Origin of the sequence: Pseudoalteromonas sp. US3C1013, from assembly GCF_048401115.1 — a bacterium.
In the GTDB taxonomy this organism is placed as follows: domain Bacteria; phylum Pseudomonadota; class Gammaproteobacteria; order Enterobacterales; family Alteromonadaceae; genus Pseudoalteromonas; species Pseudoalteromonas undina.
In genome coordinates this window covers 320,795-345,842 of record NZ_CP183075.1, presented here as the reverse complement: position 1 = coordinate 345,842, position 25,048 = coordinate 320,795, and the positions used below count along the sequence as shown (strand labels likewise).

The window sequence follows — 25,048 nt, the reverse complement described above, 5'->3', positions numbered from 1 at the left end:
AAATTTAGCAGGAGCTTACAGCTTCATGCAGCTCAACATTCTTTTTACATATCTTTTAAAACTCATTGGTATAGCATCAATGAAGTTAATATAAAAAATATGCGCTATATAATTTAACTTTTGAAATACAGTAAACTCCCCACTAGCAAAAGCTAATCGCCTACATTCTTTACAATATGAAGTAAAACTTTTCATTAGCGATTTACTACGAAGAGATTTACTGATGTTAGTTTCATGCCGCCTATAATATGAGTAAGTCAAGCTTGTATACTTTATCCTTCCAATACCTAAAACCTTTATGTAATAGAGCCACTCACCATAAAACTTAAAACGCTCATCCCAACCCTTAGCCTGTTTAAATGCACTAACCCTATGCATCATGCCGCAACTTTGGATAAAATTACTTTTAGCTAACTCAAACAATGCATTCGCGCTTTTTTTCTTTTGCAATTCATCATTTCTAGAGAAAGACATTTCCTTTCCCTCTGAATCTATTATGAGGCTATTACAATGCACAGCTACAATATCATCTTCTATAAACTCAGAAATCATTAGCTCAACATGAGCTGGAGGTAAAATGTCATCGTGGCCTAAAAATATAATAAAATCACTCTCGGCATTTTCAACTGCAAGGTTTATATTCTTTGTAATACCCTGATTTTTTTCCAGCTCAATTAAGTGTATCTTATCGCCATAGTCCTTTAATAAAGATACTGTGGAATCCGTAGAGCAGTCATCTATTACAATAACTTTAGTATTACTATAAGTTTGCGCTAGACAAGAGTTAATAGTGTCTTTAATGTAATTTCCACTATTATATGTAGATATAGCTATGCAAGCACTGGGAGTCAAAATCAAACCTTAAATTTAAAAATTAAAAACATTGTAACTGTGTGTAAGAGTGAGTTTATTACAAATGCATAAGCAGCACCTATAACCCCAAACTCAGGAGTAAGTAAAATAGTTAAAACACACCAACTGATAGCAAATATTACTTCTGAAATAACAATCAGTTTTACCAAACCTTTTGCAACTAAAACATACCCAAATAACCAACCACAAACCTTAATACAACAACCAATTAGTTGCGGCAAAAATAGAACTTTCATTGCCATAAACGCATTTGTATATAAGATCAAAATAATAAAATCTTTCAATAAATATATACCTGCACTTATCATTATAGTTAAGGGAAGTATCAATCTTAAAGCAGCGTATATTTCACGCTTTACAGCATTGGATTCCAAGTTAGATGAAAGCTGAGGAAGTAGATAAGTTGACAAGCTCGTTGTTATTAATGAAAGTGCAACTTGTGATAAGCTCCACATTGCTTGCCAGTTCCCCGCATCAACATCTGATAACGTTTCGATTAAATGCGTACGTATAAACATTAAGGAACTATTAGACACCAAAATAGAAGTAAAAGTTATTAGAGCAAACGACATTAATTTAGTTAAAGCCTCTACTTTAACTTTACTTTTGAAGTTTTTTAGCACACACCACTGTTCTTTTCGAATAATGTAGAAGGTTATAAAAAAAACAATCGATTGGTTTGTAACATAAGATATTAAAGTCCACTTCATGCCGCCAAAATAGCTAAATAGCGCAACTAACAACAATGAAATAATACTTGTACATATATTTAAAAGTATAAATTGCTTAATTAATCTCCGCCCGTTTAATACTGACATCAAAAAACTATTTAAAATATAAAATGGTAGACTAATAGAAAAGATTTTAAATAAATAACCGTAACCAGAATCAGACAAAAAATAGTTAGCTATCTGCTCGCTAAAGGTAAAAACAGCTATAAACCAAAGTATATTTAAACTACAAATAATAAATAAAGATGCTGACCAGATTTCATTTGTTTTACCTGAATCATCATGATATTGGGCAGTAAACTTTGTTATCGCTGTTTTTAAAAAGTCGCCAGCAAACAGCATTAATAAATTAACTATATTTTGAAGCTGCCCTATTAAAGCAACACCAGCTGGACCTGCTACAAATGCTACAATTTTAGTTACTAACAATCCTGTTGCTATTCGAATAACTGTTGCGACACCCGATAACATTGACGTTTTTATTAAATTCATAATAGCTTTAATACTTTAGCTGGATTACCGCCAATAATAGCTTTTTCATTAATAGGTTTAGTGACTACTGAACCGTTAGCAACAACGCTATCAGATGGGATATAAACGCCCTTGAGAACTGAAACATTATTACCTATAAATACATTATCACCTATTTTTACATCTGAGACTTTAATCTCACAACTTTCATGCCTATTTATTGCATGAAAATCGGAATTTATTACATGAAAGTTAGTGCCAATAATACATTTATTCCCAATAGTAATACTTCCTACATCAGCAATAATAGAAGCATTATTATTAAAAACGGTGCCTTCCCCTATCTCTATTTTACTGCTTTTTTTTCTTGCTTCTATATACGAATAAGAATTATAAAAACTAGGGGAGGTTTTTACACCAAACTTAACAGACTTATGAATACTAAATACGCCAGCCCCTGAGGCAATAACAGGCTGGCAACGATTAATATTAACTTTTCTATCTGAAATTAAAGTATAAAAAAATACACGTAACTTTTGAAATACGTACTTCACTGATTTTTTTAGAAGATACTTCACACTTTGAACTCATTGATAATCTTTATAACAGCTGAAACATTATCATTAGAAAGAGTTGGATCTATAGGTAATGAAATGACTTCATTATGGATTGAGCTAGTAATAGCTAAATCTTGGGCTGCAAACTCAGTATAAGCAGCCTGTTTATGTGGAGGTATCGGGTAATGGACAAGAGTGGCAACATCATTTGCAAGCATATAATCACGCAATTGATTACGATATCTACTTCTAACGACAAACAAATGCCATACATGAGACATTTCTTCATGATTAGAAGGCAATGAAATATGCGGGTTACTTATCTCATTAAGGTAGCGTTTGGCAATTTTTTGCCTAACTTCAGTATCTTTATCTAAATATTTAAGTTTAACACTCAACATAGCAGCTTGAATTTCATCAAGCCTGCTATTTACACCTTTATATAAATTTTCATATTTTTTATGGGAGCCATAATTACGAAGTGCTCTTAATGTATTAGCTAATTCTAGATCATTTGTTGTTACGGCTCCAGCATCGCCTAATGCACCTAGGTTTTTTCCAGGGTAAAAACTAAAACCTGCAGCATGCCCCCAATTACCGCATTTTTTACCATTTATTTGCGCACCATGAGATTGTGCACAATCCTCTAATACTAATAATTCATACTCATCAGCAATAGCCATTAATTCAGGCATAGGTGAAATCAAGCCATATAAATGAACTGGTAATATAGCTTTTGTTTTATCCGTAATGGCTGACCTTACAATTTTAGGGCATAGGTTGTACGTGTCGTTATTAGGCTCAACAAATACAGGTACTAAACCATTTTCTGTAATCGCTAAAATACTAGCTATGTAAGTATTTGCTGGCACGATTACTTCATCGCCAGCTTTTAGTTTACCTAGCTCTTTCCATGCTCTCAGTGTTAATGTAAGCGCATCTAACCCGTTAGCAACACCTATAGCAAACTTTGTTCCGCAATATTCTGCAAACTCGGCTTCAAAAGCTTCTAATTCCTTACCCATGATATACCAACCAGAATCAATAACTCGTGAACAAGCATCTTTAAGTTCTTGTTGATACTGCGTATTAATTGCTTTTAAATCTAAAAACGGAATCATATTTTTTCGGCTACCATAATTATTTACTTTCACTCAACCATTGTTGAATATCATCTTCGCTATATCCACGATGAAATCGTTTTCTCCAAGGATAAGCCTTTATCTTAGGGTTATCTGCGCACCTTAAAATACTTGCATTACAAACAACCTTCCCAGGATTACCTGAAAATAACTTCCCTTCTGGGACGTCAGTTTTAACAACTGAAGCTGCTGCAATAACAGCATCTTTTTGTATTTTAACACCAGGAAGAACAAGCACTTTAGCAGCTAAAACTGCAAAGTCACCAATTGTAACACCTTGCAAGTTTTCACTTGGTGGAGTTGGATCATTAGTTAAAAGTACTTCAGGAAATAGCCACACATAACTACCTATATTTGAAAATTTGCCAACATGGACATCGGCATGCATTTTCGTGTAGTCACCTATACAGCAATCACCTTGAATATCACCTCGTGATCCTAATTGTACATTTTTTCCAATTAAACTATTTTCGCGAACAGTGACATGGTGACCAGTTGAAAACCCTTCTCCAATGATTGAACCATTATAAATTACAGAATGGCTGCGTATAATGCTTCCTTCGCCAATAATGAGCTGATTTACATTCGCCAAAGGAGTTATTAAACCCAATTCACTGTAACTTCCAACAACGCAGTTATCTGCTAACTCCACGTTATCATGTATTATACAAAAAGCTCCAATAGTAACATTATGCCCAATTTTTGCATTTGAAGAGATGATTGCTGTTTGATGTATCATAATTACGCCGTACTACCTGCATCTACCGTTAAAGTTGTTCCAGTTACACCTGCAGCATTAGGAGAAAGTAAATACAACGCTGCAGCTGCCGCATCATCGACACTTGCTAATCTTCCTATACAGCTTCTTCTTTTTATTTTATCTAACTTCTCGCCTTTAAGGTCACCAGTCATATTTGTTTCCATATAACCTGGGGCTAAAGTATTAACAGTTATATTAGCTTTACCAAGCTCGCGCGCGAGCGACTTAGTAAACCCACCTAGCGCAGATTTTGTGGCCCCATATACACTTAAGCCATTAAAACCTGTAGACCCAATAATTGAACCTACATTTATAATTCTTCCATCTCTGTTTAACAACATTGAACGTGAAACATATTTAGTAAATAAAATAGGTGCTTCTATATTAACTTTAATGATTTGGGATATATCACTTTCATGCATTGTAGCTAAAACACCATCATTACCTATTGCGGCATTATTTATTAATCCATACGGGCGGCCATGAGCACTAGTTATTTCCTTTACAAGCTTAGAAATATTAGCAGTATCCGAGAAATCGTATTTATAAAAACAAAAGTCATCCGAATAGCTCTCAACTAACTTTTTAATCTCTTCAGTTAGTGTTCTACTTACAGCAATTACTTTATAGTTGCTATTTAGTAGTTGGTGGCATAGAGCTAACCCTAAGCCTTTACCTGCACCTGTAACTATAACTATTTTTTTCATACTAAAACCTTATTAACTTACCCGTTGAATTAATTGCAATTGAATCAACAAATTTCAGCAATACGGGTACCTCATGCGTATCTAATTCATTTTTACACTGTTTTATGATTGTCTTTTTCACTTCTTTTGCATCTAAGCTTTTTCCGGCTGTTGTTAAAACAATTTCCGCACATACAATAGCGCCAAGCATTGAATTAGATTTACCAAATACTCTGGAATAATTAACACTTTCAATTTTATTTAACACAGCTTCAATTTTTTCAGGCATTACTTTATTACCACCAATATTGATGGCTCCACTACTTCTGCCTAAAAAAACAACTCTATCTTTAATACACTCTACAAGATCACCGGTATTGACATAGCCTTGATCGTCGATTTCTACATCACCTGCTAAAAGCTGATTATTAGAACGTGTACTTTTAACCCACAATTCTTTTTCTACTATTTTAAGACTAATATCCAAGCTATTGTCATTATCAAGGTAATTAACAGGAAAGCCTGCTTGTTTATCTTTAACCGCAAAACCGACACCTGCCTCAGTAGAGGCGTATATATGCGTTATAGTTGCCCCTTTATATTGATAAGCAAGTGCGTCAAGTATACTTTGGCTACTTATTTCCCCGCCTAAAGTAATCTTGTTTAATTGTAACTGTAAACTATTTTCAGACATTAAGACTTTTTGCCAAAAAGAAGGTGTAGCAGATATTGCGTTTACCTTATTTAAGCTAAAAATGTTAACCATATCGTGAACAGAGTGGTCGTTTTCACTAATAGTCAGCGTTGAACCAGCTACTACAACTTGCAAATAAACTTGCAAACCTGCAAATCTGTTTAAGTCGTAGCATAGTCCCCAATTGTAATCAGCCCCACGCTTTATATTTTTTTGAGCCGTACTGATTAGCTTACCTAATGAGTAAGATACTAACTTGGGCGTCCCTGTAGTTCCGGAGGTAGCTAAAAGCCATCCATTAGCAGCATAGCCACTTTTTGGAGAGTTAATGGTTTTAATATCAATTTGATTGTGTTTACTTATAGTGATTATGAATTCGATTTCAGCTTTTTTATAAAAACTATTAACGACCGAATCATCTAAATCATTCGCCTGTAAAAAAACACTACCAGCTAAATAATCAACAGCTGGCAAATATAAAGCTAGCGAAAATCTATCGTAAGCAATCAGCGCGCAATTTTTGCCTTTCAAATAACTGTATTTGCCAACAAAATCTGATGTAAGTTTATCTAGCTGCTTATAAGTAACTAACTTCTCGCCAGTTTTTAAAAAACATCTATCTGAAGGTATTAAATTTATATACTCTAAAAGCTTGCTAGCCATTTGCTCGCTCATAAATTGCAACAAATTCACCAAAAGTTCTTGGGTATACCGGCTCATCCATTATCTGGAATGGGTCAATATCTAACTCTTCTTCCAGTAATGCAACTAAAATAGCAAAGCCTAATGAATCGAGTTCTGTTTCAAGTAAAACTTGGTCATCTTTTATATCAGTATATGTTTTTTCTTTATCTGTTTGCTCTAATGCTTCATTAAATTTTTCTAGTATAACCGCTCTCATAATTCACCTTTTTGTTTTAAAAAATCGTCATAATCTCGAATATAATCTGATTCATCATACTGCTCACTTGCCAACACCAATAAAACGCAATCATCACTAAAGTCATGCATTTCACGCCAGACCATATCCCCTATCAAAAGGCCTTTAAATGGAGAATCCAAATAAACCTCTTCTTTTTTGAACCCATTATCAAGAGTAATAAGGCATCTACCCGCAATACAAACAGCGACTTGTTTTAATTGTTTATGCGCATGAAAGCCTCTAGCAACACCCTGTTGAGTACCAAAAATGTAGTACACTCTTTTAATATCAAAGGGAATGTTTTTATTACCTTCAATAGCAACTAATGAGCCACGCTCGTCACCTAAAGAAGGAAAATCAATTAATTTGATTAAACTCACTATTAACCCTTAATAATTTCTAATAAATATTGGCCATAGCTATTTTTTATAAATGGCTGAGCTAGGTTTTTAATTTGTTGCTTTGATAACCAGCCATTATTAAAGGCTATTTCTTCTAAGCATGCTATTTTATAACCTTGTCGTTTTTCAATTGTTTCAACAAATTGCGCAGCCTCAAGCAAGCTTTCGTGAGTACCTGTATCTAACCAAGCAAAACCACGGCCTAGCATTTCTACATTCAGATTACGCTGCTTTAAATACATTTCATTAAGGCAGGTAATTTCAAGTTCACCACGGTGCGATGGTTGGACTTGTTTGGCCATTTCAACTACTGAGTTATCATAGAAATATAATCCTGTTACAGCAAAGTGTGACTTTGGATTGCTTGGCTTTTCTTCAATCGAAATTGCTTTTTGATTTTCATCAAACTCCACTACGCCAAAACGCTCAGGGTCTTTTACTTGGTAGCCAAAAACAGTAGCGCCTTGGCCGTTTTTAGCATTTTTAACAGCGTGCTTTAACTTAGGTGTAAAGCCTTGTCCATAAAAAATATTATCACCTAGTATCAGGCAGACATCATCTGAACCTATAAATTCTTCGCCTAAAATAAAAGCTTGTGCCAAGCCATCAGGCCTTGGTTGTGATGTATAATTAAGCTCAATTCCAAACTGTGATCCATCTCCCAATAAACGCTTAAATGAGTCGCTATCTTCTGGGGTAGTAATAATAAGCACCTCGCGAATGCCCGCTAACATTAATACTGACAACGGATAATAAATCATTGGTTTATCATAAATTGGTAATAACTGCTTTGATACCCCCATTGTAATAGGGTAAAGACGAGTGCCCGAGCCGCCCGCGAGGATAATCCCTTTCATACTACTCTCCTTCTACTCGTGTGTTTAGTTCACCTAAGCGCTCGCGCTTGTATGAACCATCTTGCACGTTTTTACACCATGTTTGGTTATCTAAATACCACTGAACCGTTTTGCGAAGCCCTGTTTCGAAAGTTTCAACAGGCTGCCAGTTAAGCTCTTCACTCATCTTTGATGCATCTATAGCGTATCGGCGATCGTGCCCTGGTCTATCATTAACAAATGTTATTTGCTCGGCATAACTCGACTTTTTTGGTACCAACTCATTTAGAATACTGCAAATGGTTTTTACTACTTCAATATTTTGCTTCTCGTTATGTCCGCCAATATTGTATGTTTCGCCAACTTTACCTTCTGTTACTACTTTATATAGTGCACGTGCATGATCTTCTACATAAAGCCAATCACGAATTTGGTCGCCTTTACCATATATTGGCAGTTTTTTGCCTTCTAATGCATTAAGAATAACTAACGGAATTAGCTTTTCAGGGAAGTGATAAGGGCCATAATTATTTGAGCAGTTTGTAATTATGGTCGGGAAGCCATAAGTACGTAACCACGCACGAACTAAATGATCGCTTGACGCTTTGCTCGCGGAATATGGGCTACTCGGTGCATAAGCTGTTTGCTCAGTAAACAATGGAAGCTCTTTACCTGTAGTATTTTCACCTTGCTCATCTGGATGAGGTAAATCACCATATACTTCATCGGTAGATATATGATGAAACCGGAAAGCCTGTTTGGCATCTAAATCCAACGTATTCCAATATTCACGAGCCGCTTCTAATAGGTTATACGTACCCACAATATTAGTTTGAATAAATTCCGCAGGTCCTGTAATTGAGCGATCAACATGACTCTCAGCAGCTAAGTGCATAACAGCGTTAGGCTGATACTTTTTAAAAATACGATTTAATTCTTCACGGTTACAAATATCAACCTGTTCAAAAGTATAGCGTTCATTGTTATCTATGGATTTAAGTGATTCTAAATTACCTGCATAAGTAAGTTTATCTAGGTTAATAACTGAATCGTTTGTATTTTCAATTATATTGCGTATTAGCGCGGAGCCAATAAACCCTGCGCCGCCAGTAACAATGATTCTCACAATTTATCCTTGAACTAGTAATTAAATTTAACTGTAATGGCACAAATAATAGTGCATGGTGCAAATAATTAAGCATCTGTAAAAAGTGTTACATTAACCTTTTTTTATATAATACCTAACTAGAACCAACAATACGCTTAACATTCCTCCAGCCAAAACACCAAAAATGCAAATTAAAGCTCGCTTCGGTTTAAACTTTTGCTCTGGTACTATCGCAGGATCAATTGTTTTAAATACATATTCATCACGTACATTGGCAAACATAATAGTTTTTGCTTGCTCTTCTACTAATTTATATAAAACAGCGCGTATATCCGCTATTTTAGTTTGTTTAATTTGTTTAGTTAAAAAATCAGTACTATTATTTGCCTCTTCTACATCGCGAGCTTTCATTACTTGGTTTAAGTCTGCAACCAACCAATTTACCCATTGTTGCGCAACAAAAGGTGATAGATGCTCGACTGAAATAGTTACCATGCCTATTTCTTTATCAACACTCGTGGATACTATGTCTTTAAATTTATTATAAGCCTCTTGCATTGAGGGCTCAGGATTTAAAGAGGGCTTGACTTCTCGAACCCATTTATTTTCAACCTTATTATAAACTTCTGGATTGTAGATGATCGCATTAGTTTCTTGATTCCATGATTTAGCCGCCATTAAATCGGGTAAAATATTATGTTTTTTAATAAATTCGCTGGTAAATTTGCGAGACTTTAGTACCTCAAGCGCCATTTGCGTTTTATCAACCCCGCCACCTGAACCTAAGTTAACCCCAGCTAAACTTGCTAGGCCACCAAACTGGCCAGCTAATGCACCTAAACCACCGGCTTTATCTTGCTCAGCAGGGGCAAGTAACGCCTCAGACTTATAAATATTAGGCTGATTTATGGCATAAAAAACAGATGCCACAGCAAATAAGGTGGTTATAGCGATAATGATCCACTTACCTTGCCAAATAGCGGTAAATAGTTCGCGTAGATCTATTTCGTCATCAGCAATGTTGTTTTGCAAAGATGTATTTGCCTGATTTAGATTGTTTGAGTTGTTTTCCATTTAAATCTCATAAGTTCAGCTATCAGCTATCAGCTATCAGCTATCAGCTATCAGCTATCAGCTATCAGCTATCAGCTATCAGCTATCAGCTATCAGCTATCAGCTATCAGCTATCAGCTATCAGCTATCAGCTATCAAAAATTGAATAACGAGAACATTAGGTCAAGTTATTGTTTTAGGAACTTTAACTCGTCCCTCGTAACACCAAACCTGCTGCTACATTTACGCGACATAAAGCCACTCTTTAAAATAATATGCACAAAGAGAAGTGAATGAGAGAAAATGAGAAAGCATACCCATTTTATTTATGTCTCCCTCTTAAGCGGAGCGCTCTCTTAACCTCTTTGTGAATGTAACTATTGTTTTTAACGCGAGATAAAGTCGCTGCTACATTTGCGCGGCATAAAGCCCGACTTCTTTAAATCCAAATACTGTGTTTGGTTTAATCTCAGCCTAAAACCTAGTTCCTAAAATCTCGAGCCTTAGAGCAGCTGCGGGATAAACCCGCACTACATTATATTAAATACCGCTTATAGCTGCTACTGCTACACCTAGTTGATATAGAATTTGTGTTGCGGTGCTCCAAAGCGTTAGCTTATCCATATGGCCGGCATCTAGTGGGACAACAATAGTGTCTCCTGGTTCAAGTTGGTTTGAGTTATTAACTGCAAACCAGTTGCCGGTATTTGGTATTTTTACTGAGCCGTTGGCTTTTATAATGTAAATACGGTCATCAGCAGCGCGCTCTTTTAAGCCACCGCTTAGATCTATGTATTCGTCTACGCTTACGCCTGCCTTATATAGGTGCGATGTAGAGTAGTTAACTTCACCTATTACGCTAATTGAGTCACGCTCACTTGGTACATAAAGTACATCGCCATCTTGTAATATTAGGTTTTGCTGGTTGTTGACAATAAGCGGTAAATCTATAACTAATCGTCCAACCGCATCTACGTTAGCAAGATCCTTTAGTAGCTTATTCATTTCATCGTAAGTAAGTGTGTTACTACTTACTGAACTTTGAAAACTTTTAGATGCTATATCACGGCGAAGCTCGGTAGATAAACGCGATAGCTGTTGTTGCTCTTGTTTTTTAATTGATTTACGAGTAAATACAGCTGCATTGGTTGCTGCAAACTCAGAAAAACCTCCAGCGCGCTCCAATAAGTTACTTAGAGTTTCGCCACGGCGAATTGTGTAAGTACCAGGAAATTTAAGCTCACCTTTAAGCTCTACTTTTAGGTTTTCTTGCCAGTTTGGTATAGCAAATATATTTACGCTGTCTTTACTCTGTAATGAAATATTAGATGCTGTTTTACCTTGCATGGCGCTTTTTAGGTCAAATTTAATATGCTCAATATTTGATACATCATTAGTGGCAATTCTTGTTACTTCTGCTTGTTGCGTAAAAGCCGACTCTAACAAGCCGCCGGCGGCAGTAATTAAGTCTTTTACTTCACCACCTTCCATTAACGGGTAAATACCTGGGTACATTACACTGCCAGTAATTTCAACAATCTGCATAGCCTGCATTACACTGGCCTGCTGCTCTAACTTAGCAATTACAGGCTTAAGTAAATTATGTCGGCTAAATAGTGCAAAGCTTTTAGCATCCTCTTCTTGCTCTTTTAGCTTTTTCTCAAGCATTTGAGCCATACTTAAATTTGGATTTTCTTCTTCTGGCTCTGACTCTTCAGTTATTACACCAACGTATTTTTCAAACTCTTTTTGTTGGTATTCATGCCATAGCTCTGCTTTGCGTTGCTGTTCTTGCTGCTCTTTAGTTAACGCTAAATTTGCAAGCGCTATATCTTCTAAAGCTTTTTCTTCAAAACGGCTAAATACAATAATTTTATCGTTAGGGTTGAGTTGTAAGTTGTTCTCAGTATTTTTTGTAATGGCTTTTGCTAAATCGAACTGATGAATTTCAATATCACCATTTACGTTGATTTCACGCACTACTAATGCATAATCTAAATCGGCCTGTGGTAATAAATCACCACGCACAGAGCCTAAAATATCTGAAATGCGTTTACCCTTGTACCACTGATAATTACCCGGTCGAACTGCTGCACCAATTAAACTAATTGAAGTTTGGTATTGTTCGCCAATAGCGCTAAAACGAATACGATCGCCATCTTGTGGAGTGTAGTTAACCTGCTTTTTACTAAAGTCTACTGAAAGCACTTCTTTGTGTTGATTATTAAAGCGCTCAACAATCACACTTTTGGCATAAGCATTAGGTTTAATACCGCCGGCCATTTTTAATAAATGTTCTGCCGTTTCACCTTTTTTAAGCTCAAAAATAGCAGGGCGCTTTACTAAACCATCAACGGTTACTTGCTCTCCAACCGACGGTATAAATACCACATCGCCAGGCTTTAAAATAATATCGTTGCTGCTATCACCACGAATAAGTAAATCGTATAGGTCAAAATTAGAAACAAGTTTACCACCACGCTTTACTTGGATATTACGTAGTGAAGCAATATCCGATACGCCACCGCTAATAAATAATGCATGTGACACTGTCGTTAGTGATGATACGCTATAGCTGCCTGGCTTGTATGCTTCACCTAAAACCAAAATACGAATACTACGAAGTTTGCCAAGCGATACAAACGCTTTAACACCAATAACTTCTTGCTCTACTTTTACTTTAATTAGTTCTTTAACTTCAGCAAAGGTTAAACCCGCTACTTGTACAGGGCTTAAATCGGGAATATTAATGCGGCCTTCACGGTCAACAATCACTTCAAAGCTTTCACTTTCTTTACCGTAAAAGTTAATTAATAGTTGATCGCCACGCCCTACTAAGTACGTATCAGGAACGGGAGCGCTTTCATTAGGCATAAATGTGGTTGGTTCGCCTGCAAATAGGTCATAACCGAATGGCTTTACTGATTTATCTTCTGGCTTGAATCGCTCTTCATCTGTAAAAGCTCGTTCGTCGGTGGCATTACGCTCACCTACTGTGGGCTTGTCTTGTTCGTTATTTTTGCCATTAGTGCTACCAGCACCTTCAAGGCTTGAAATATCCACGCCATACTGCTTTGCCAGAGCCTGTTGTTGTGACTTAGGTAATTTTTGAAACTGCTCTAGTTGAGCGGCTGTTGGCGCAAATGCTAATGTGCTAAAGCTACATATAAGTACAAAAGCACTTAATAAATATTTAATAACGTTCACGAGTAGGTATTTCCCTAGGTCTACAACCAAAAATTGGTGGGTATCATACATTATTTATGAGCAAATAAAAAAGGGACTTTAGCCCCTTTCATAGTTTTATTACAATTTATTTACTACTTGATGTTAAAAGCTGTAAACAAGTGTTAATGAGGTCTCTGTATCAGTTGCTTCTTTGTCATCAGCCACGTCTGAGTTGTTGGTTATATTGTAGGCCACTTTCATTTGTAGTGAGCCATTAATTTTAGTCAGAAGAGCGGTTTCTGAGCGAGTTTTAGTATTGGTATCACCGTATTCCACCGATACTAACTGAGTAAAACGCGCGTTGTCTGAAATTCTCCAGCTAAAATCTACTTTACCTAAGGCAATCACTTCGCCTTCGTATTCACCCGCTAATGAGTTGCCGTTTTCATCAACCTCTTCGCTAATATCTGGATATTTAAAATACTTATAACCCGGACCAATTTCAGCGTTTAGCTTCATGTTTGACTCGTTTAATAAACGTAAACCATAACCAGCTGAGATAACTGATTCACTTCGGTATGCACCAAAGTAGTCTGATACGTGCGACCCATAAATAAATAAATGAGCGTGCTTTTCGTTTAATTTGTAATTACCCTGCGCTGAAATAGAGTACTTTTCGTTAGTACGCTGTTTTTCTTTTGTACCGTCGTCGTTTTCTACTTCATCTTCTTTGTAGATGCCGTCTAACTTATACTCGTTATTCCAACTTTCTAAGTTATGCAATACTTTAATACCGCCTTTTAAGGTCGTTGTTTCTGTATTACCGCTGGTAATAATAGCACCCACTTCACTGGTTACTTCCCAGGTTTTTTGTTCTTCTTCTGATGCAAATGCACTGGTTGTAGCTGAGGCTGCTACTAAAATTGATAAAAGCTTAAGTTTCATTAAAAAATAACCCTGTAAAAAATATTCATGCTCTTTAAAGCAGCGCGCACGTTAGCAAACCTAACGTGAGCATTACCTTAATAACTTTTTAAAAAATTAGTCTTGCTTGTGCAAATGCACATCCATTTGTGGAAATGGAATAGTAATATCGGCGTCGTCTAACGCTATTTTAATGTTTTCCATTAACGACCAGTATGTTGGCCAGTAATCTTCTGAGTTAACCCAAGGGCGTACGATAAAGTTAACGCTTGAATCGGCAAGTTCAGAAACCGATACGTTGTATGCAGGATCTTTTAAAATGCGTGATTCGTTATCTAGTACTGATTTAAGTACTTCTTTTGCTTTACGTAAATCGGCGTCGTAGCCAACACCAATCACAAGATCAACGCGACGCGTTGCTTCGCGCGAGTAGTTAATGATCGCATCTGACATTATTTTTGAATTAGGCATTACAATAACTTTGTTATCAGGAGTGCGCATTTCTGTTGAAAATATTTCGATTTTTTTAATCGTACCAGCTTTACCGCCGGCTTCAACGTAGTCACCAGATTTAAATGGGCGTAGTAAAATAATTAGCACACCAGATGCAAAGTTAGATAACGACCCTTGCAGTGCTAAGCCAACCGCTAAACCTGCAGCACCTAAAATCGCAATGAATGACGTGGTTTCGATACCGATTTGTGACAGCGCCATTAAAATAGTGGCTGCAAATACAATGGCATACACAATACTAGATACAAACGATGAAACCGCTACATCTACTTTCTTCTTGTCGAATGCTTTAGCGGTTAAATTTGCACAAAACTTGGCAATTCGGCCACCGAGTAAAAATATAACAAGCGCTATAACTGCTTGAATACCATAGTGTAAAATTAAGCCTGAATTTTCATTCAGCCAATTGAGTATTGAATCCATATTAACTCCTGATAGTGTTATTAAGCAGTTTAGCGGTATTGTTTGTAGTATTGTAAATCTTTAATAGGTGTTTGCAACAACGTTTTACTAAGGGGTTAGGGGGTTGAGCCGCGGTTGTGGAGTTTTTAGGCCCGTTGCCCGTTGCCCGTTGCCCGTTGCCCGTTGCCCGTTGCCCGTTGCCCGTTGCCCGTTGCCAATAAGCTTAAATTTAGAATACTTATAATAAGTTTAATTTTTTTTGATTTTTTGCTTCACAAGCATAGGGATATTATGTATTATGCGCGCCACACCAAACAAGGTGTATGTAGTGGCGGTTGTAGCTCAGTTGGTAGAGCCCCGGATTGTGATTCCGGTTGTCGCGGGTTCGAGCCCCGTCAATCGCCCCACTATTTTCTAAGTCCTCTCAGTAATCTCCAAAGTTAATTTTTTAGTTATATCTAGTTTTCATAAAGCCAAACATAAAATAAAAAAATACGCTCTTATCTGTAGCCGCCGGTTTCCCCAGCGTTGATTTATATCGTTATTTGGTGCTTTTGATAAAAGCCTGATGCGACATGAAGTCACTGCTAAATAAATATTACAAATAATACCAGTAGTAGCAGGTTTTCCCCGCACCACACAGCCCGCTGCCCGCATTTGACGCTTTAGGCGCGCTGAGAACATGTTATATTCTCAGCGCCTCATACACTTGGGTATTTGCTGCCCTTACTTAAGTTGTTAACCTACTTTAAAAGAAAGACCTAGTGACGCTAATGCTTTAGAGTGTTTTTCAATCGCATCAGACTCTGTACCTACACTATGCGCTTGGGCTAAGTTTTCTGAAGACGCACTACTAATATTTGAAATATTACGGCTAATTTCTTGCGATACCATGCTTTGCTCTTCCGCAGCGGTTGATATTTGCGTTGCTAAATCAGAAATATCAGTAATTGCAGCATATACTTTTGAGACGATATCTTGGCTATTGCGGGTTTCTTTAACACAGCTCTCTGCCGCATTCTTTCCAGCTTCCATTGTTTTTGACCAGTTGAGTAACGTAGACTGCATTTCAGATATAGAAACTTGAATTTGCTCTGTAGCGGTATGCGTTCTGCTTGAAAGCGCACGCACTTCATCAGCAACAACCGAGAATCCTCTGCCATGTTCACCGGCACGCGCAGCCTCAATAGCCGCATTAAGTGCAAGTAAATTTGTTTGATCGGCAATCCCTTGTATCTCTTGCATTATGCCACCAATTTTTTCAGCCTCTGTTGCTAGCTCGCTCGCTGAACTTGCCGAGTTATCCACCTCGTTGGCGAGTAACGATACTTCACGCATGGTGCCTGACATCGCTTGCGTTGCGCTTTCGCAGTCTTGGTGAGCTTGTTGCACTCGTTGGTTAGTTACTAAAGTATTTTTTGCTACTTCATCAATTGAATGCACCATTTCCTCAACGGCAGACGACACTTGATGTAATTCAGACGCTTCTTTTTCAACACCGGCCTGCGCAGCTTCAGCACAAGTTTTAAGAGAGTCAGCACCTTTACTCAGGCTTAAAGTACCATCAATAATACGGCCAACAATGGTCGTTACTTTACCCTCAAGTAATTTAATCTGAAAATCACTATAGCTGAGGCTGTCGCTACCAGAATAAATATGCCGAGATACGCTATCTGGACCTGCTTTGGTTTTTTTGATTTTGCTTTGCGAACGAATTAACTCTTCATAAAAAATAACAAAAGGCAGAGGAACAAACAGTAAACATAACCAGAACATATAACTTGTTAACCAAGCAATTAAAGCTGCACAGCCAATAAATAGAGGAAGTTTAAATGCGGCTAATTTTTCACTTAAAGGGACAATTGATTGACCGTTGTTTAAACGTTGGTAAAGCTTTTCTGCGCGGTTTTTATATTCTGGAAGGAGTTGTTGGCGGACTGATTGATAACCTACTTTTTTACCGTTTTCGTAAATAGGGGTAACAAATGCATCAACCCAGTAATAACGCCCATCTTTACATCTATTTTTTACAGCTCCTCGCCATGCGGTATCGCTTTTTAAATTAGACCACATATCACCAAATGCCGCAGGTGGCATGTCTGGGTGGCGAACCATGTTATGGTTTTTCCCTTTTAACTCATTAATGGTATACCCTGAAACTTTACAAAAGCTATCATTTGCATAGGTGATAACCCCTCGTAAATCTGTTGTAGAAACTAACTCTTCGTCAATGCCAAACGAAACTTCCTGGTCTACCGTTGCTTGATTTCTTCTACTCATAGTGGGTGCTTCATTATTTTTTAATGGATGAATTTGCGGAATGTTAATTTATAAGTGTATAAAACACAATTATACATTTTTACTATATGTTAATAATATTGAAACTACTGAAACTTTATTCTACTCATTCACGCACCAAAAATATACATTTAAAAACATGCAGTTACAAATATTCACGCGAATTAAAAAGAATTACTCTTTCATAAAAGCCTACATTTAAAAAGGATATAAGCAGAATAGCATCTAACTAAGAATAGTTTAGACCTACAAGGAGGAAGTATCCAAAAACCTCTTCTTAAAAAAGGGCAAAAAAATGCCACCAAAATGGTGGCATTTACACACGGGGGTATTTCTACTTATAGAAATTTTTTACTTTTTGTTTACTTAAACATTTTTTAAAAAGGTAGCATTTACACCCATTTCAAGCAACTTAAAACGCTAAACGGTTAACTCATCGGAACAGTTTATAGAGTTAAACTCTAATACATACGTATTTTTCTTCTAGGTATTCATCTAAACCTTGGTGACCCCCCTCTCTTCCAAGACCTGATTGTTTTACCCCACCGAACGGTGCTACAGGGTTTGATATAACCCCCTCATTTACACCTATCATGCCAAACTCTAACCCTTCGCTTATACGATAGATTTGTTTAATGTTTTGGCTATAAAAATACGCAGCTAATCCATAAGGGACGTCATTAGCAAGTGCAAGGACTTCGCTTTCTTCATCAAATGGGATCACCGTTAATACAGGGCCAAACACTTCTTCGAGATAAATATCCATTTGTGTAGTGACATTAGTAACTATTAATGGGTTTTGAAAGCTGCCACCTAAATTACTGTTATCTCCAATTAGCGTAGCGCCTTTATCGAGAGCGTCTTTAATCAGTTGTTGCACTTTCTCTTTTGCTTTGGGATAAATAAGCGGGCCTATATCGGCATTTTCATCAAAACCGTTTGCAACGTTGAGCGCAGCGACTTTAGGTGTAATTTTTTCAAGCACTTCATTTAATATACTGCGCTGGATGAAGATACGATTTGCCGCCACACACGCTTGGCCACTATTTCTAAATTTAGCCGCCATTAGGCCATCAATAGCGTCATCAATATCGGCATTATCAAAAATAATGAACGGCGCATTGCCACCTAATTCCATTGATGTTTTTTTAATTGTCTGTGCACACTGTGATAGTAACTGCTTACCTACACCGGTAGAGCCAGTAAAGGTGAACTTACGTACCACCTCTGAGTCAGTCAACATTTTACCAACGTCTTTAGCGTTTTGTGATACCAAAACATTAAATGCACCTTTTACAAAGCCAGCCTGATCAGCTAAATACGCTAAAGCAATAGCACATAGTGGTGTATGTTCAGAAGGTTTTAAAATGAAACTACAGCCAGCAGCATAAGCAGGGGCTACTTTTCGAGTTACCATAGCCACAGGAAAGTTCCATGGTGTTATACCGGCAACCACGCCAATAGGTTGTTTATAACTGGTTAAGCGATGCTGATTGTCGGTTGCAGGGATCACATCCCCATAGCTACGCTTAGCTTGCTCAGCAAACCACTTAATAAAGCCGGCGCCATAATCTATTTCACCGAGAGATTCTTTAAGCGGCTTACCCTGCTCTTTGGTCATAAGTGTAGCTAGCGTTTGTTTATGTTTAATCACCAACTCATACCAGCGCATCAGAGTTTCACTTCGCTCGGTTGCATTGGTTGCTTTTAATTTTACAAACGCGCCTTTTGCCGCATTAATAGCTATATTTACACCTTGCTCGTCAATGTCACTTACATCAACAATACTTTGTTCGGTGGCGGGATCATCAACGCTAAAGCGTGTGCTGGTTTTATAAAATTCACCGTTTATAAACGAGTCTGAAAAAATAAGATCACTCAAAATACACCTCCGAAATGGGTTTTGGGCCTCGAGCTTCGGGCTTCGGGCTTCGGGCTTCGGGCTTCGATATATTAAAAAGCCTTGTGGTTAACGCTACAAGGTTTTTTAATTTACTCGCGCCTCGAAGCCCGTCGCTCGTAACCTTTAAAAAGACGCGAGGTAAACCCGCTGCTACTTATACAAACAAAAAAGCCGCGGTGTTAAACAGCGGCTTTTAATATAATAGTCGTTAATTAAAAACTAGTGTTCTTCATTAACGATATTGAGATTGTACTTAGGTATTTCAACCACTAAGTCTTCATCTCTAATAATTGCTTGGCAACCTAGACGTGACTCAGGCTCTAAACCCCATGCTTTATCTAGCATGTCGTCTTCTAGGTCGTCACTTTCATCTAATGAATCAAAACCTTCACGGATCACTAAGTGACAGGTTGTACATGCACATGACTTTTCACAGGCATGAGGAATGCTAATGCCATTTTTAAGCGCGATATCAAGTACCGTTTCGCCAGCGGGCGCTTCTATTGCTGCACCGTCAGGACACAACTCCGGATGGGGAAGAAAAACAATTTGTGGCATTCTAATCTCTCTTATATATTGTCTACTGACTGGCCTGTTAAGGCTTTTTTAATTGATGCATCCATTCTAAGCGCGGCAAAATCACTACTCGCATTGTCCATTTTTTCAATGGCTGCTTTAATTTCGCTTGGATCTTGTGCACTCTCGCGTACTTTTGCAAGTTCGTTTATTTCCACTTTTAGCGCCGCTAGTTGCTCAGGCTCAAGTAAATCGCCATCAGCAGCTAAAGAGGCTTCCATTGCTTCTATTACTCGAAGCGCTTCAACTTGTTGCTCTTTAAGCATACGCGCTTGCATGTCGCCTTTAGCGTTACTCATCGACTCTTTAAGCATATTAGCAACCTGGTCGTCAGATAAACCAAACGACGGTTTTACTTGTATTTCAGCTTGAACGCCGGTTGATTTTTCCATGGCTGATACGCTTAGTAAACCATCAGCGTCTACTTTAAAGGTAACGCGAATATGCGCCGCCCCCGCTGCCATAGGAGGAATACCTTTTAAGCTGAACTTTGCCAGCGATCGACAATCGTCAACCAGTTCACGCTCACCTTGTAATACATGCAACGACATAGCCGTTTGACCATCTTTAAACGTAGTAAATTCTTGCGCACGTGCAACTGGGATAGTGGTATTGCGTGGAATGATTTTTTCAACCAAACCACCCATGGTCTCAAGTCCTAGCGACAACGGTAACACATCCAGCAATAACATGTCTGAATCTGGCTTGTTACCAATTAATACGTCAGCTTGTAATGCTGCACCCAGTGCAACAACACGATCAGGATCAATCGAAGTGAGTGGTTGTTTATCAAAAAACTCGCCAACTTGAGTACGTACCAACGGCATGCGGGTTGAACCGCCAACCATCACCACTTGTAGTACTTCTTGGTTTTCAATACCGGCATCTTTTACTGCACGACGACATGAGCGGAGCGTTTTTTTAACCAGTGGCATAGCCAGCTCGTTAAACTTCTCTCGCGTTACTTCAACCATGTATTTTTCATCGTCAAACTCAAGGCCAACATTTACTTTTTCGTATTGGCTGAGTGCTTCTTTACAGGCTTTGGCTTTATTTATAAATAAACGTAATACCGAAGGAGATAAGCCCGTTACGCCGGTTTCTTGTTTTAAGTAGTCAACTAATAATGAGTCAAAGTCATCACCGCCTAGGCTTGAATCGCCACCAGTGGCCAATACTTCAAACACGCCTTTATTTAAGCGCAGTATAGAAATATCAAATGTTCCGCCACCTAAGTCATAAACAGCAATTATGCCTTCTTGGCCTGAATCTAAGCCATAAGCAACGGCAGCCGCGGTTGGCTCGTTTAATAAACGCAGTACATTAATGCCGGCAAGTTCAGCCGCATCTTTAGTGCTTTGGCGCTGTGCATCATCGAAATAGGCTGGTACGGTGATAACCGCGCCTAAAATATCTTGATTACCAAAGCTTTGTTCTGCACGTGCTTTTAAGGCACCTAAAATATGACTTGATGCTTTTACTGGGCTGATTTTTCCGGCTTCAGTTGCTATAGCAAGTGCACCGTTATCATCGCAAAATTGATAAGGCAGTTGGCCATAGCTTTGTTCTATTTCGGCTTGGGTTTTACCTAAAAAGCGCTTAACTGAAATAAGTGTATTAACCGGATCGAGTGTAGCCGCTTGCATTGCGTCTGCACCTACGGTTATGCCACCAGCTTGGTAACGCACTACAGACGGTAACATTGCTTCGCCTGACTCATCTGTAATAGTACGAGCTTCGCCGCTTTGTACGGTTGCCACTAATGAGTTTGTGGTACCTAAATCAATACCAATTGCTAGTTTATGTTCATGTGGTGCCGCGCTCTGCCCCGGCTCAGCAATTTGCAATAATGCCATAATGCTCTTTAAACTCGTGTTGCTCGCTTTGCAGCAAGTGAATTAATCGTCAAATAAACTATCTTCAATGCGTTCAAGCTCGTCACGTAACTTATAAACAAACTTTAGCTTACGGATACTGTCTGCTGCTTGTTGATATTGCTGCGCATCGTTACTTGCTAACTGCTCTGCCAATTGCGCACTGTATTGCTGATCAAGCTGCTTTATTTGTTTTTCAAAATGATCAATAGCAGAATCAGGATCGCTTGCGCTCGCTAACTCTTCAAGTTCTTCGCGAAGCTCCATTTGCTGCATTAAAAACATGGGATCTTGCAATGTTTGCTGCTCAGCACGAATATCTACGCCTAGCTCGCTCAGCATATATTCTGCACGTTTAACGGGATGCTTAAGTGTTTGCAGTGCATCATTAATTTCGGCAGTACTTTGTACGGCCATTAATTTATCACGACTGCTAGCGTTAGCATGGCGATCAGGGTGAACAGCACGTTGAAGTTCTAAGTAGTGCTTGTTAATCGTTGCTAAATCAATATTGTAGTCAACGGGAATTGCAAATAACTCAAAATAACGCATAACTTCTCACAAATGACAAAGCCCTACATTAATTGGCAGGGCTTAGTTATACCCAAGTAGCTTAGGTATCCAAAACAAGTTTGAGCTTAAACGGTAAAGCTTTCGCCACAACCACACTCATCAGCTTGATTAGGGTTGTTAAATTTAAACCCTTCATTTAAGCCTTCTTTAGTGTAGTCGAGCTCAGTGCCGTCGATATAAACTAAGCTTTTAGCGTCAACAATTAAGGTAACGCCTTTGGCCGCAAATGTTTCATCGTCATCGTTTAGCTCATCAACAAACTCTAATACATAAGCAAGACCTGAACAGCCCGTCGTTTTAATGCCAACTCGCAGGCCTATGCCTTTACCACGGTTTGCTAAAAATGATTGTACGCGGTTTGCTGCCGCATCTGTCAATGTCACTGCCATGAATATCTCTTAGTTTGTATGTTTGCTTTTGTAATCTGCAATTGCTGCTTGAATTGCATCTTCTGCTAAAATTGAACAGTGAATTTTCACTGGTGGTAATTCTAGCTCTGCGCTGATATCGGTATTTTTGATAGTAGACGCTTCGTCTAGTGTTTTGCCTTTAACCCACTCTGTTACCAGTGAAGATGAAGCAATTGCACTACCACAGCCGTACGTTTTGAATTTTGCATCTTCAATCACACCTTCTGCTGAAACTTTAATTTGCAGTTTCATTACGTCACCACATGCTGGTGCGCCTACCATACCCGTTGCCACTGACGGATCGTTTTTATCTAGAGCACCTACGTTACGTGGGTTTTCTACGTGGTCGATTACTTTATCACTGTAAGCCATAATTCTATCCTCACTACCTGCTAGGTATGGGCTCCACTAATTAGTGGTGCGCCCATTCAACTGAATCTAAATCAACACCTTCTTGGTGCATTTCCCAAAGAGGAGACATTTCACGTAAACGGCCAATCGAGTTTTTCATTAGCTCAACGGTGTAATCAATCTCTTCTTCGGTGGTAAAGCGGCCAATACTAAAACGAATCGAGCTATGCGCTAATTCGTCGTTGCGGCCTAATGCACGTAATACGTAAGAAGGCTCTAAACTTGCAGATGTACAGGCTGAACCTGACGATACCGCAATATCTTTAACGGCCATTAGTAACGACTCACCTTCAACAAAGTTAAAGCTAATGTTAACAATACCAGGTACTGATTGGTCTTGTGTGCCGTTAAAGTACACTTCGTCCATATCTGTTAAAATGCCGTCGATTAGGCGTTTACGTAACGCACTGATGTGTGCGTGATCTTTTTCAAAATCTTGTTTTGCAATTCTAAATGCTGCGCCCATACCTACCAACTGATGGGTTGCTAATGTACCAGAACGCATACCACGCTCATGGCCGCCACCGTGCATTTGTGCTTCTAAACGTGCACGTGGTTTACGACGAACATACAAAGCACCTACGCCTTTAGGGCCGTATACTTTGTGCGCCGAGAATGACATGAAATCTACTTTGGTTTGTTGCACATCGATTAAAACTTTACCCGCGCTTTGTGCAGCATCTACGTGGAACATAATTTTACGTTCGCGACACATTTCACCAATAGTGTTGATGTCTTGGATTACACCTAGCTCGTTATTTACATGCATGATGCTTACAAGCACAGTGTCGTCACGCATCGTATCTGCTAATTTTTGCAGATCAAGTAGGCCGTTTTCTTCAACGTCCATATAAGTTACTTCAAACCCTTGACGCTCAAGCTCACGACATGTGTCGATAACTGCTTTGTGTTCAGTTTTAGCGGTAATAACATGCTTACCTTTTTTCTTGTAAAACTGAGCCGCACCTTTAATAGCAAGGTTATTTGATTCTGTTGCACCCGATGTGAATACGATTTCACGTGGGTCTGCATTAATTAAATCGGCAATGTCAGTACGTGCTTGGTCAACGACTTCTTCAGCTTGCCAACCAAAACGGTGTGAACGCGATGCTGGATTACCAAAATTACCGTCCATAGTCAGGCACTGCATCATTTCTTTGGCAACTCGTTCGTCAACGGGCGTAGTTGCTGCGTAATCTAAATAAATCGGTAACTTCATTTCTCTCTCCGCTGCAGGTCAACCTTAAAGTTGACAGCTTACTTGAATATTTTCCAACTGCTTAATTGCATCATTAACGCTGTTTTCTTGGCGAAGAGCGACCGCTTTAACGTCCGACTTTTCAACCAATTCAGCTAAGGTAATATTATTTAAAAATTCTTCAATTCGTGCGCTTAAGTCTGACCACAATGTATGGGTTAAACAACGCATACCACTTTGACAACCAGTATTGCTTCGCTGACACCGAGTAGCGTCAACAGATTCATCTACCGCATTAATAACATCGCCAACTGAAATTACATCGGCCTCACGTCCTAGTAAATAGCCCCCACCAGGACCTCGAACAGAACTCACTAGCCCATTTTTACGTAAACGGGCAAATAACTGCTCAAGATAAGACAAAGAAATTTCTTGGCGCTGCGAAATATCTGCAAGCGCTACAGGGCCTATATTTGCATGTAGTGCAACATCCAGCATGGCTGTAACGGCATATCTGCCTTTTGATGTTAACTTCATAACGCCCCCCGCACAAAAGAGTGCAAA

Annotated in this window: 24 protein-coding genes and 1 tRNA gene; 1 reads left to right on the top strand and 24 read right to left on the bottom strand. The window is 38.4% G+C overall.

What is annotated here, in order from left to right:
• Nucleotides 1-15: 15 nt before the first annotated feature.
• The 15 genes from ACNSN2_RS01605 to ACNSN2_RS01535 form a co-directional block, all read right to left on the bottom strand.
• Nucleotides 16-852 carry a glycosyltransferase gene (locus tag ACNSN2_RS01605; RefSeq protein WP_418608306.1) on the bottom strand — a complete coding sequence of 279 codons (837 nt, stop codon included), beginning with the start codon at nt 850-852 and terminating at the stop codon, nt 16-18.
• A gap of 2 nt (nt 853-854) precedes the next feature.
• A complete protein-coding gene (locus ACNSN2_RS01600; protein ID WP_013464019.1) occupies nt 855-2,096 on the bottom strand; it encodes an O-antigen translocase in 1,242 nt (413 codons plus the stop codon).
• Nucleotides 2,093-2,653 (bottom strand): acyltransferase, encoded by a 561-nt coding sequence (locus tag ACNSN2_RS01595; RefSeq protein WP_418608304.1) that lies wholly within the window; start codon nt 2,651-2,653, stop codon nt 2,093-2,095. Before ACNSN2_RS01595 ends, ACNSN2_RS01600 begins: the two co-directional genes overlap by 4 nt.
• A complete protein-coding gene (locus ACNSN2_RS01590) occupies nt 2,650-3,753 on the bottom strand; it encodes a DegT/DnrJ/EryC1/StrS family aminotransferase (RefSeq protein WP_418609031.1) in 1,104 nt (367 codons plus the stop codon). The genes ACNSN2_RS01595 and ACNSN2_RS01590 overlap by 4 nt, the downstream gene beginning before the upstream one ends.
• 19 nt (nt 3,754-3,772) lie before the next feature.
• Entirely contained in the window at nt 3,773-4,513 is a 741-nt protein-coding gene (locus tag ACNSN2_RS01585) for an N-acetyltransferase (RefSeq protein WP_013464016.1), read from the bottom strand.
• Nucleotides 4,514-4,515: 2 nt separating this feature from the next.
• Nucleotides 4,516-5,241, bottom strand: a complete 726-nt coding sequence (locus tag ACNSN2_RS01580; protein WP_013464015.1) for an SDR family NAD(P)-dependent oxidoreductase — start codon at nt 5,239-5,241, stop codon at nt 4,516-4,518.
• 1 nt (nt 5,242) lies between these two features.
• The gene (locus tag ACNSN2_RS01575; protein ID WP_418611342.1) at nt 5,243-6,589 is read right to left on the bottom strand and encodes an AMP-binding protein; all 1,347 of its coding nucleotides are present in this window, start codon (nt 6,587-6,589) and stop codon (nt 5,243-5,245) included.
• Nucleotides 6,570-6,815 carry a hypothetical protein gene (locus ACNSN2_RS01570; protein WP_013464013.1) on the bottom strand — a complete coding sequence of 82 codons (246 nt, stop codon included), beginning with the start codon at nt 6,813-6,815 and terminating at the stop codon, nt 6,570-6,572. Before ACNSN2_RS01570 ends, ACNSN2_RS01575 begins: the two co-directional genes overlap by 20 nt.
• Nucleotides 6,812-7,216 carry a sugar 3,4-ketoisomerase gene (locus ACNSN2_RS01565; RefSeq protein ID WP_418608299.1) on the bottom strand — a complete coding sequence of 135 codons (405 nt, stop codon included), beginning with the start codon at nt 7,214-7,216 and terminating at the stop codon, nt 6,812-6,814. Before ACNSN2_RS01565 ends, ACNSN2_RS01570 begins: the two co-directional genes overlap by 4 nt.
• 2 nt (nt 7,217-7,218) lie before the next feature.
• Entirely contained in the window at nt 7,219-8,094 is an 876-nt protein-coding gene (gene rfbA / locus ACNSN2_RS01560; protein ID WP_418608297.1) for a glucose-1-phosphate thymidylyltransferase RfbA, read from the bottom strand.
• A gap of 1 nt (nt 8,095) precedes the next feature.
• The gene (gene rfbB, locus ACNSN2_RS01555) at nt 8,096-9,199 is read right to left on the bottom strand and encodes a dTDP-glucose 4,6-dehydratase (protein ID WP_418608295.1); all 1,104 of its coding nucleotides are present in this window, start codon (nt 9,197-9,199) and stop codon (nt 8,096-8,098) included.
• A 93-nt stretch (nt 9,200-9,292) separates the two neighbouring features.
• A complete protein-coding gene (locus tag ACNSN2_RS01550; RefSeq protein WP_418608293.1) occupies nt 9,293-10,255 on the bottom strand; it encodes a Wzz/FepE/Etk N-terminal domain-containing protein in 963 nt (320 codons plus the stop codon).
• 519 nt (nt 10,256-10,774) lie between these two features.
• Entirely contained in the window at nt 10,775-13,441 is a 2,667-nt protein-coding gene (locus ACNSN2_RS01545) for an SLBB domain-containing protein (protein WP_418608291.1), read from the bottom strand.
• A gap of 123 nt (nt 13,442-13,564) precedes the next feature.
• Complete coding sequence (locus ACNSN2_RS01540) at nt 13,565-14,347, bottom strand: DUF481 domain-containing protein (RefSeq protein ID WP_109875403.1); 783 nt, start codon at nt 14,345-14,347, stop codon at nt 13,565-13,567.
• A 96-nt stretch (nt 14,348-14,443) separates the two neighbouring features.
• Nucleotides 14,444-15,262 carry a mechanosensitive ion channel family protein gene (locus tag ACNSN2_RS01535; RefSeq protein ID WP_010390598.1) on the bottom strand — a complete coding sequence of 273 codons (819 nt, stop codon included), beginning with the start codon at nt 15,260-15,262 and terminating at the stop codon, nt 14,444-14,446.
• Between the two features lie 310 nt (nt 15,263-15,572).
• Here ACNSN2_RS01535 and ACNSN2_RS01530 point away from each other — a divergent pair.
• A tRNA-His gene (locus ACNSN2_RS01530) sits at nt 15,573-15,648 on the top strand.
• 331 nt (nt 15,649-15,979) lie between these two features.
• On the opposite strand, the gene ACNSN2_RS01525 is transcribed toward ACNSN2_RS01530, so the two are convergent.
• The 9 genes from ACNSN2_RS01525 to iscR form a co-directional block, all read right to left on the bottom strand.
• Entirely contained in the window at nt 15,980-17,521 is a 1,542-nt protein-coding gene (locus ACNSN2_RS01525) for a methyl-accepting chemotaxis protein (protein ID WP_418608288.1), read from the bottom strand.
• Nucleotides 17,522-17,993: 472 nt separating this feature from the next.
• The gene (locus tag ACNSN2_RS01520) at nt 17,994-19,421 is read right to left on the bottom strand and encodes an NAD-dependent succinate-semialdehyde dehydrogenase (RefSeq protein ID WP_418608286.1); all 1,428 of its coding nucleotides are present in this window, start codon (nt 19,419-19,421) and stop codon (nt 17,994-17,996) included.
• Nucleotides 19,422-19,661: 240 nt separating this feature from the next.
• Nucleotides 19,662-20,000: an ISC system 2Fe-2S type ferredoxin gene (gene fdx, locus ACNSN2_RS01515; protein WP_008113929.1), complete on the bottom strand. Its 339-nt coding sequence runs from the start codon at nt 19,998-20,000 to the stop codon at nt 19,662-19,664.
• 11 nt (nt 20,001-20,011) lie between these two features.
• Nucleotides 20,012-21,874: a Fe-S protein assembly chaperone HscA gene (hscA, locus tag ACNSN2_RS01510; protein WP_418608284.1), complete on the bottom strand. Its 1,863-nt coding sequence runs from the start codon at nt 21,872-21,874 to the stop codon at nt 20,012-20,014.
• 42 nt (nt 21,875-21,916) lie between these two features.
• Nucleotides 21,917-22,444, bottom strand: coding sequence for a co-chaperone HscB (hscB, locus tag ACNSN2_RS01505; protein WP_109875407.1), 528 nt, complete (start codon nt 22,442-22,444; stop codon nt 21,917-21,919).
• Nucleotides 22,445-22,530: 86 nt separating this feature from the next.
• Nucleotides 22,531-22,854: an iron-sulfur cluster assembly protein IscA gene (gene iscA, locus ACNSN2_RS01500; protein ID WP_008113924.1), complete on the bottom strand. Its 324-nt coding sequence runs from the start codon at nt 22,852-22,854 to the stop codon at nt 22,531-22,533.
• 9 nt (nt 22,855-22,863) lie between these two features.
• Nucleotides 22,864-23,247 carry a Fe-S cluster assembly scaffold IscU gene (iscU, locus tag ACNSN2_RS01495; protein WP_054202356.1) on the bottom strand — a complete coding sequence of 128 codons (384 nt, stop codon included), beginning with the start codon at nt 23,245-23,247 and terminating at the stop codon, nt 22,864-22,866.
• 40 nt (nt 23,248-23,287) lie between these two features.
• Nucleotides 23,288-24,505: an IscS subfamily cysteine desulfurase gene (locus ACNSN2_RS01490; protein WP_008113922.1), complete on the bottom strand. Its 1,218-nt coding sequence runs from the start codon at nt 24,503-24,505 to the stop codon at nt 23,288-23,290.
• Between the two features lie 24 nt (nt 24,506-24,529).
• Nucleotides 24,530-25,021 (bottom strand): Fe-S cluster assembly transcriptional regulator IscR, encoded by a 492-nt coding sequence (gene iscR / locus ACNSN2_RS01485; RefSeq protein ID WP_008113921.1) that lies wholly within the window; start codon nt 25,019-25,021, stop codon nt 24,530-24,532.
• Nucleotides 25,022-25,048: the final 27 nt, after the last annotated feature.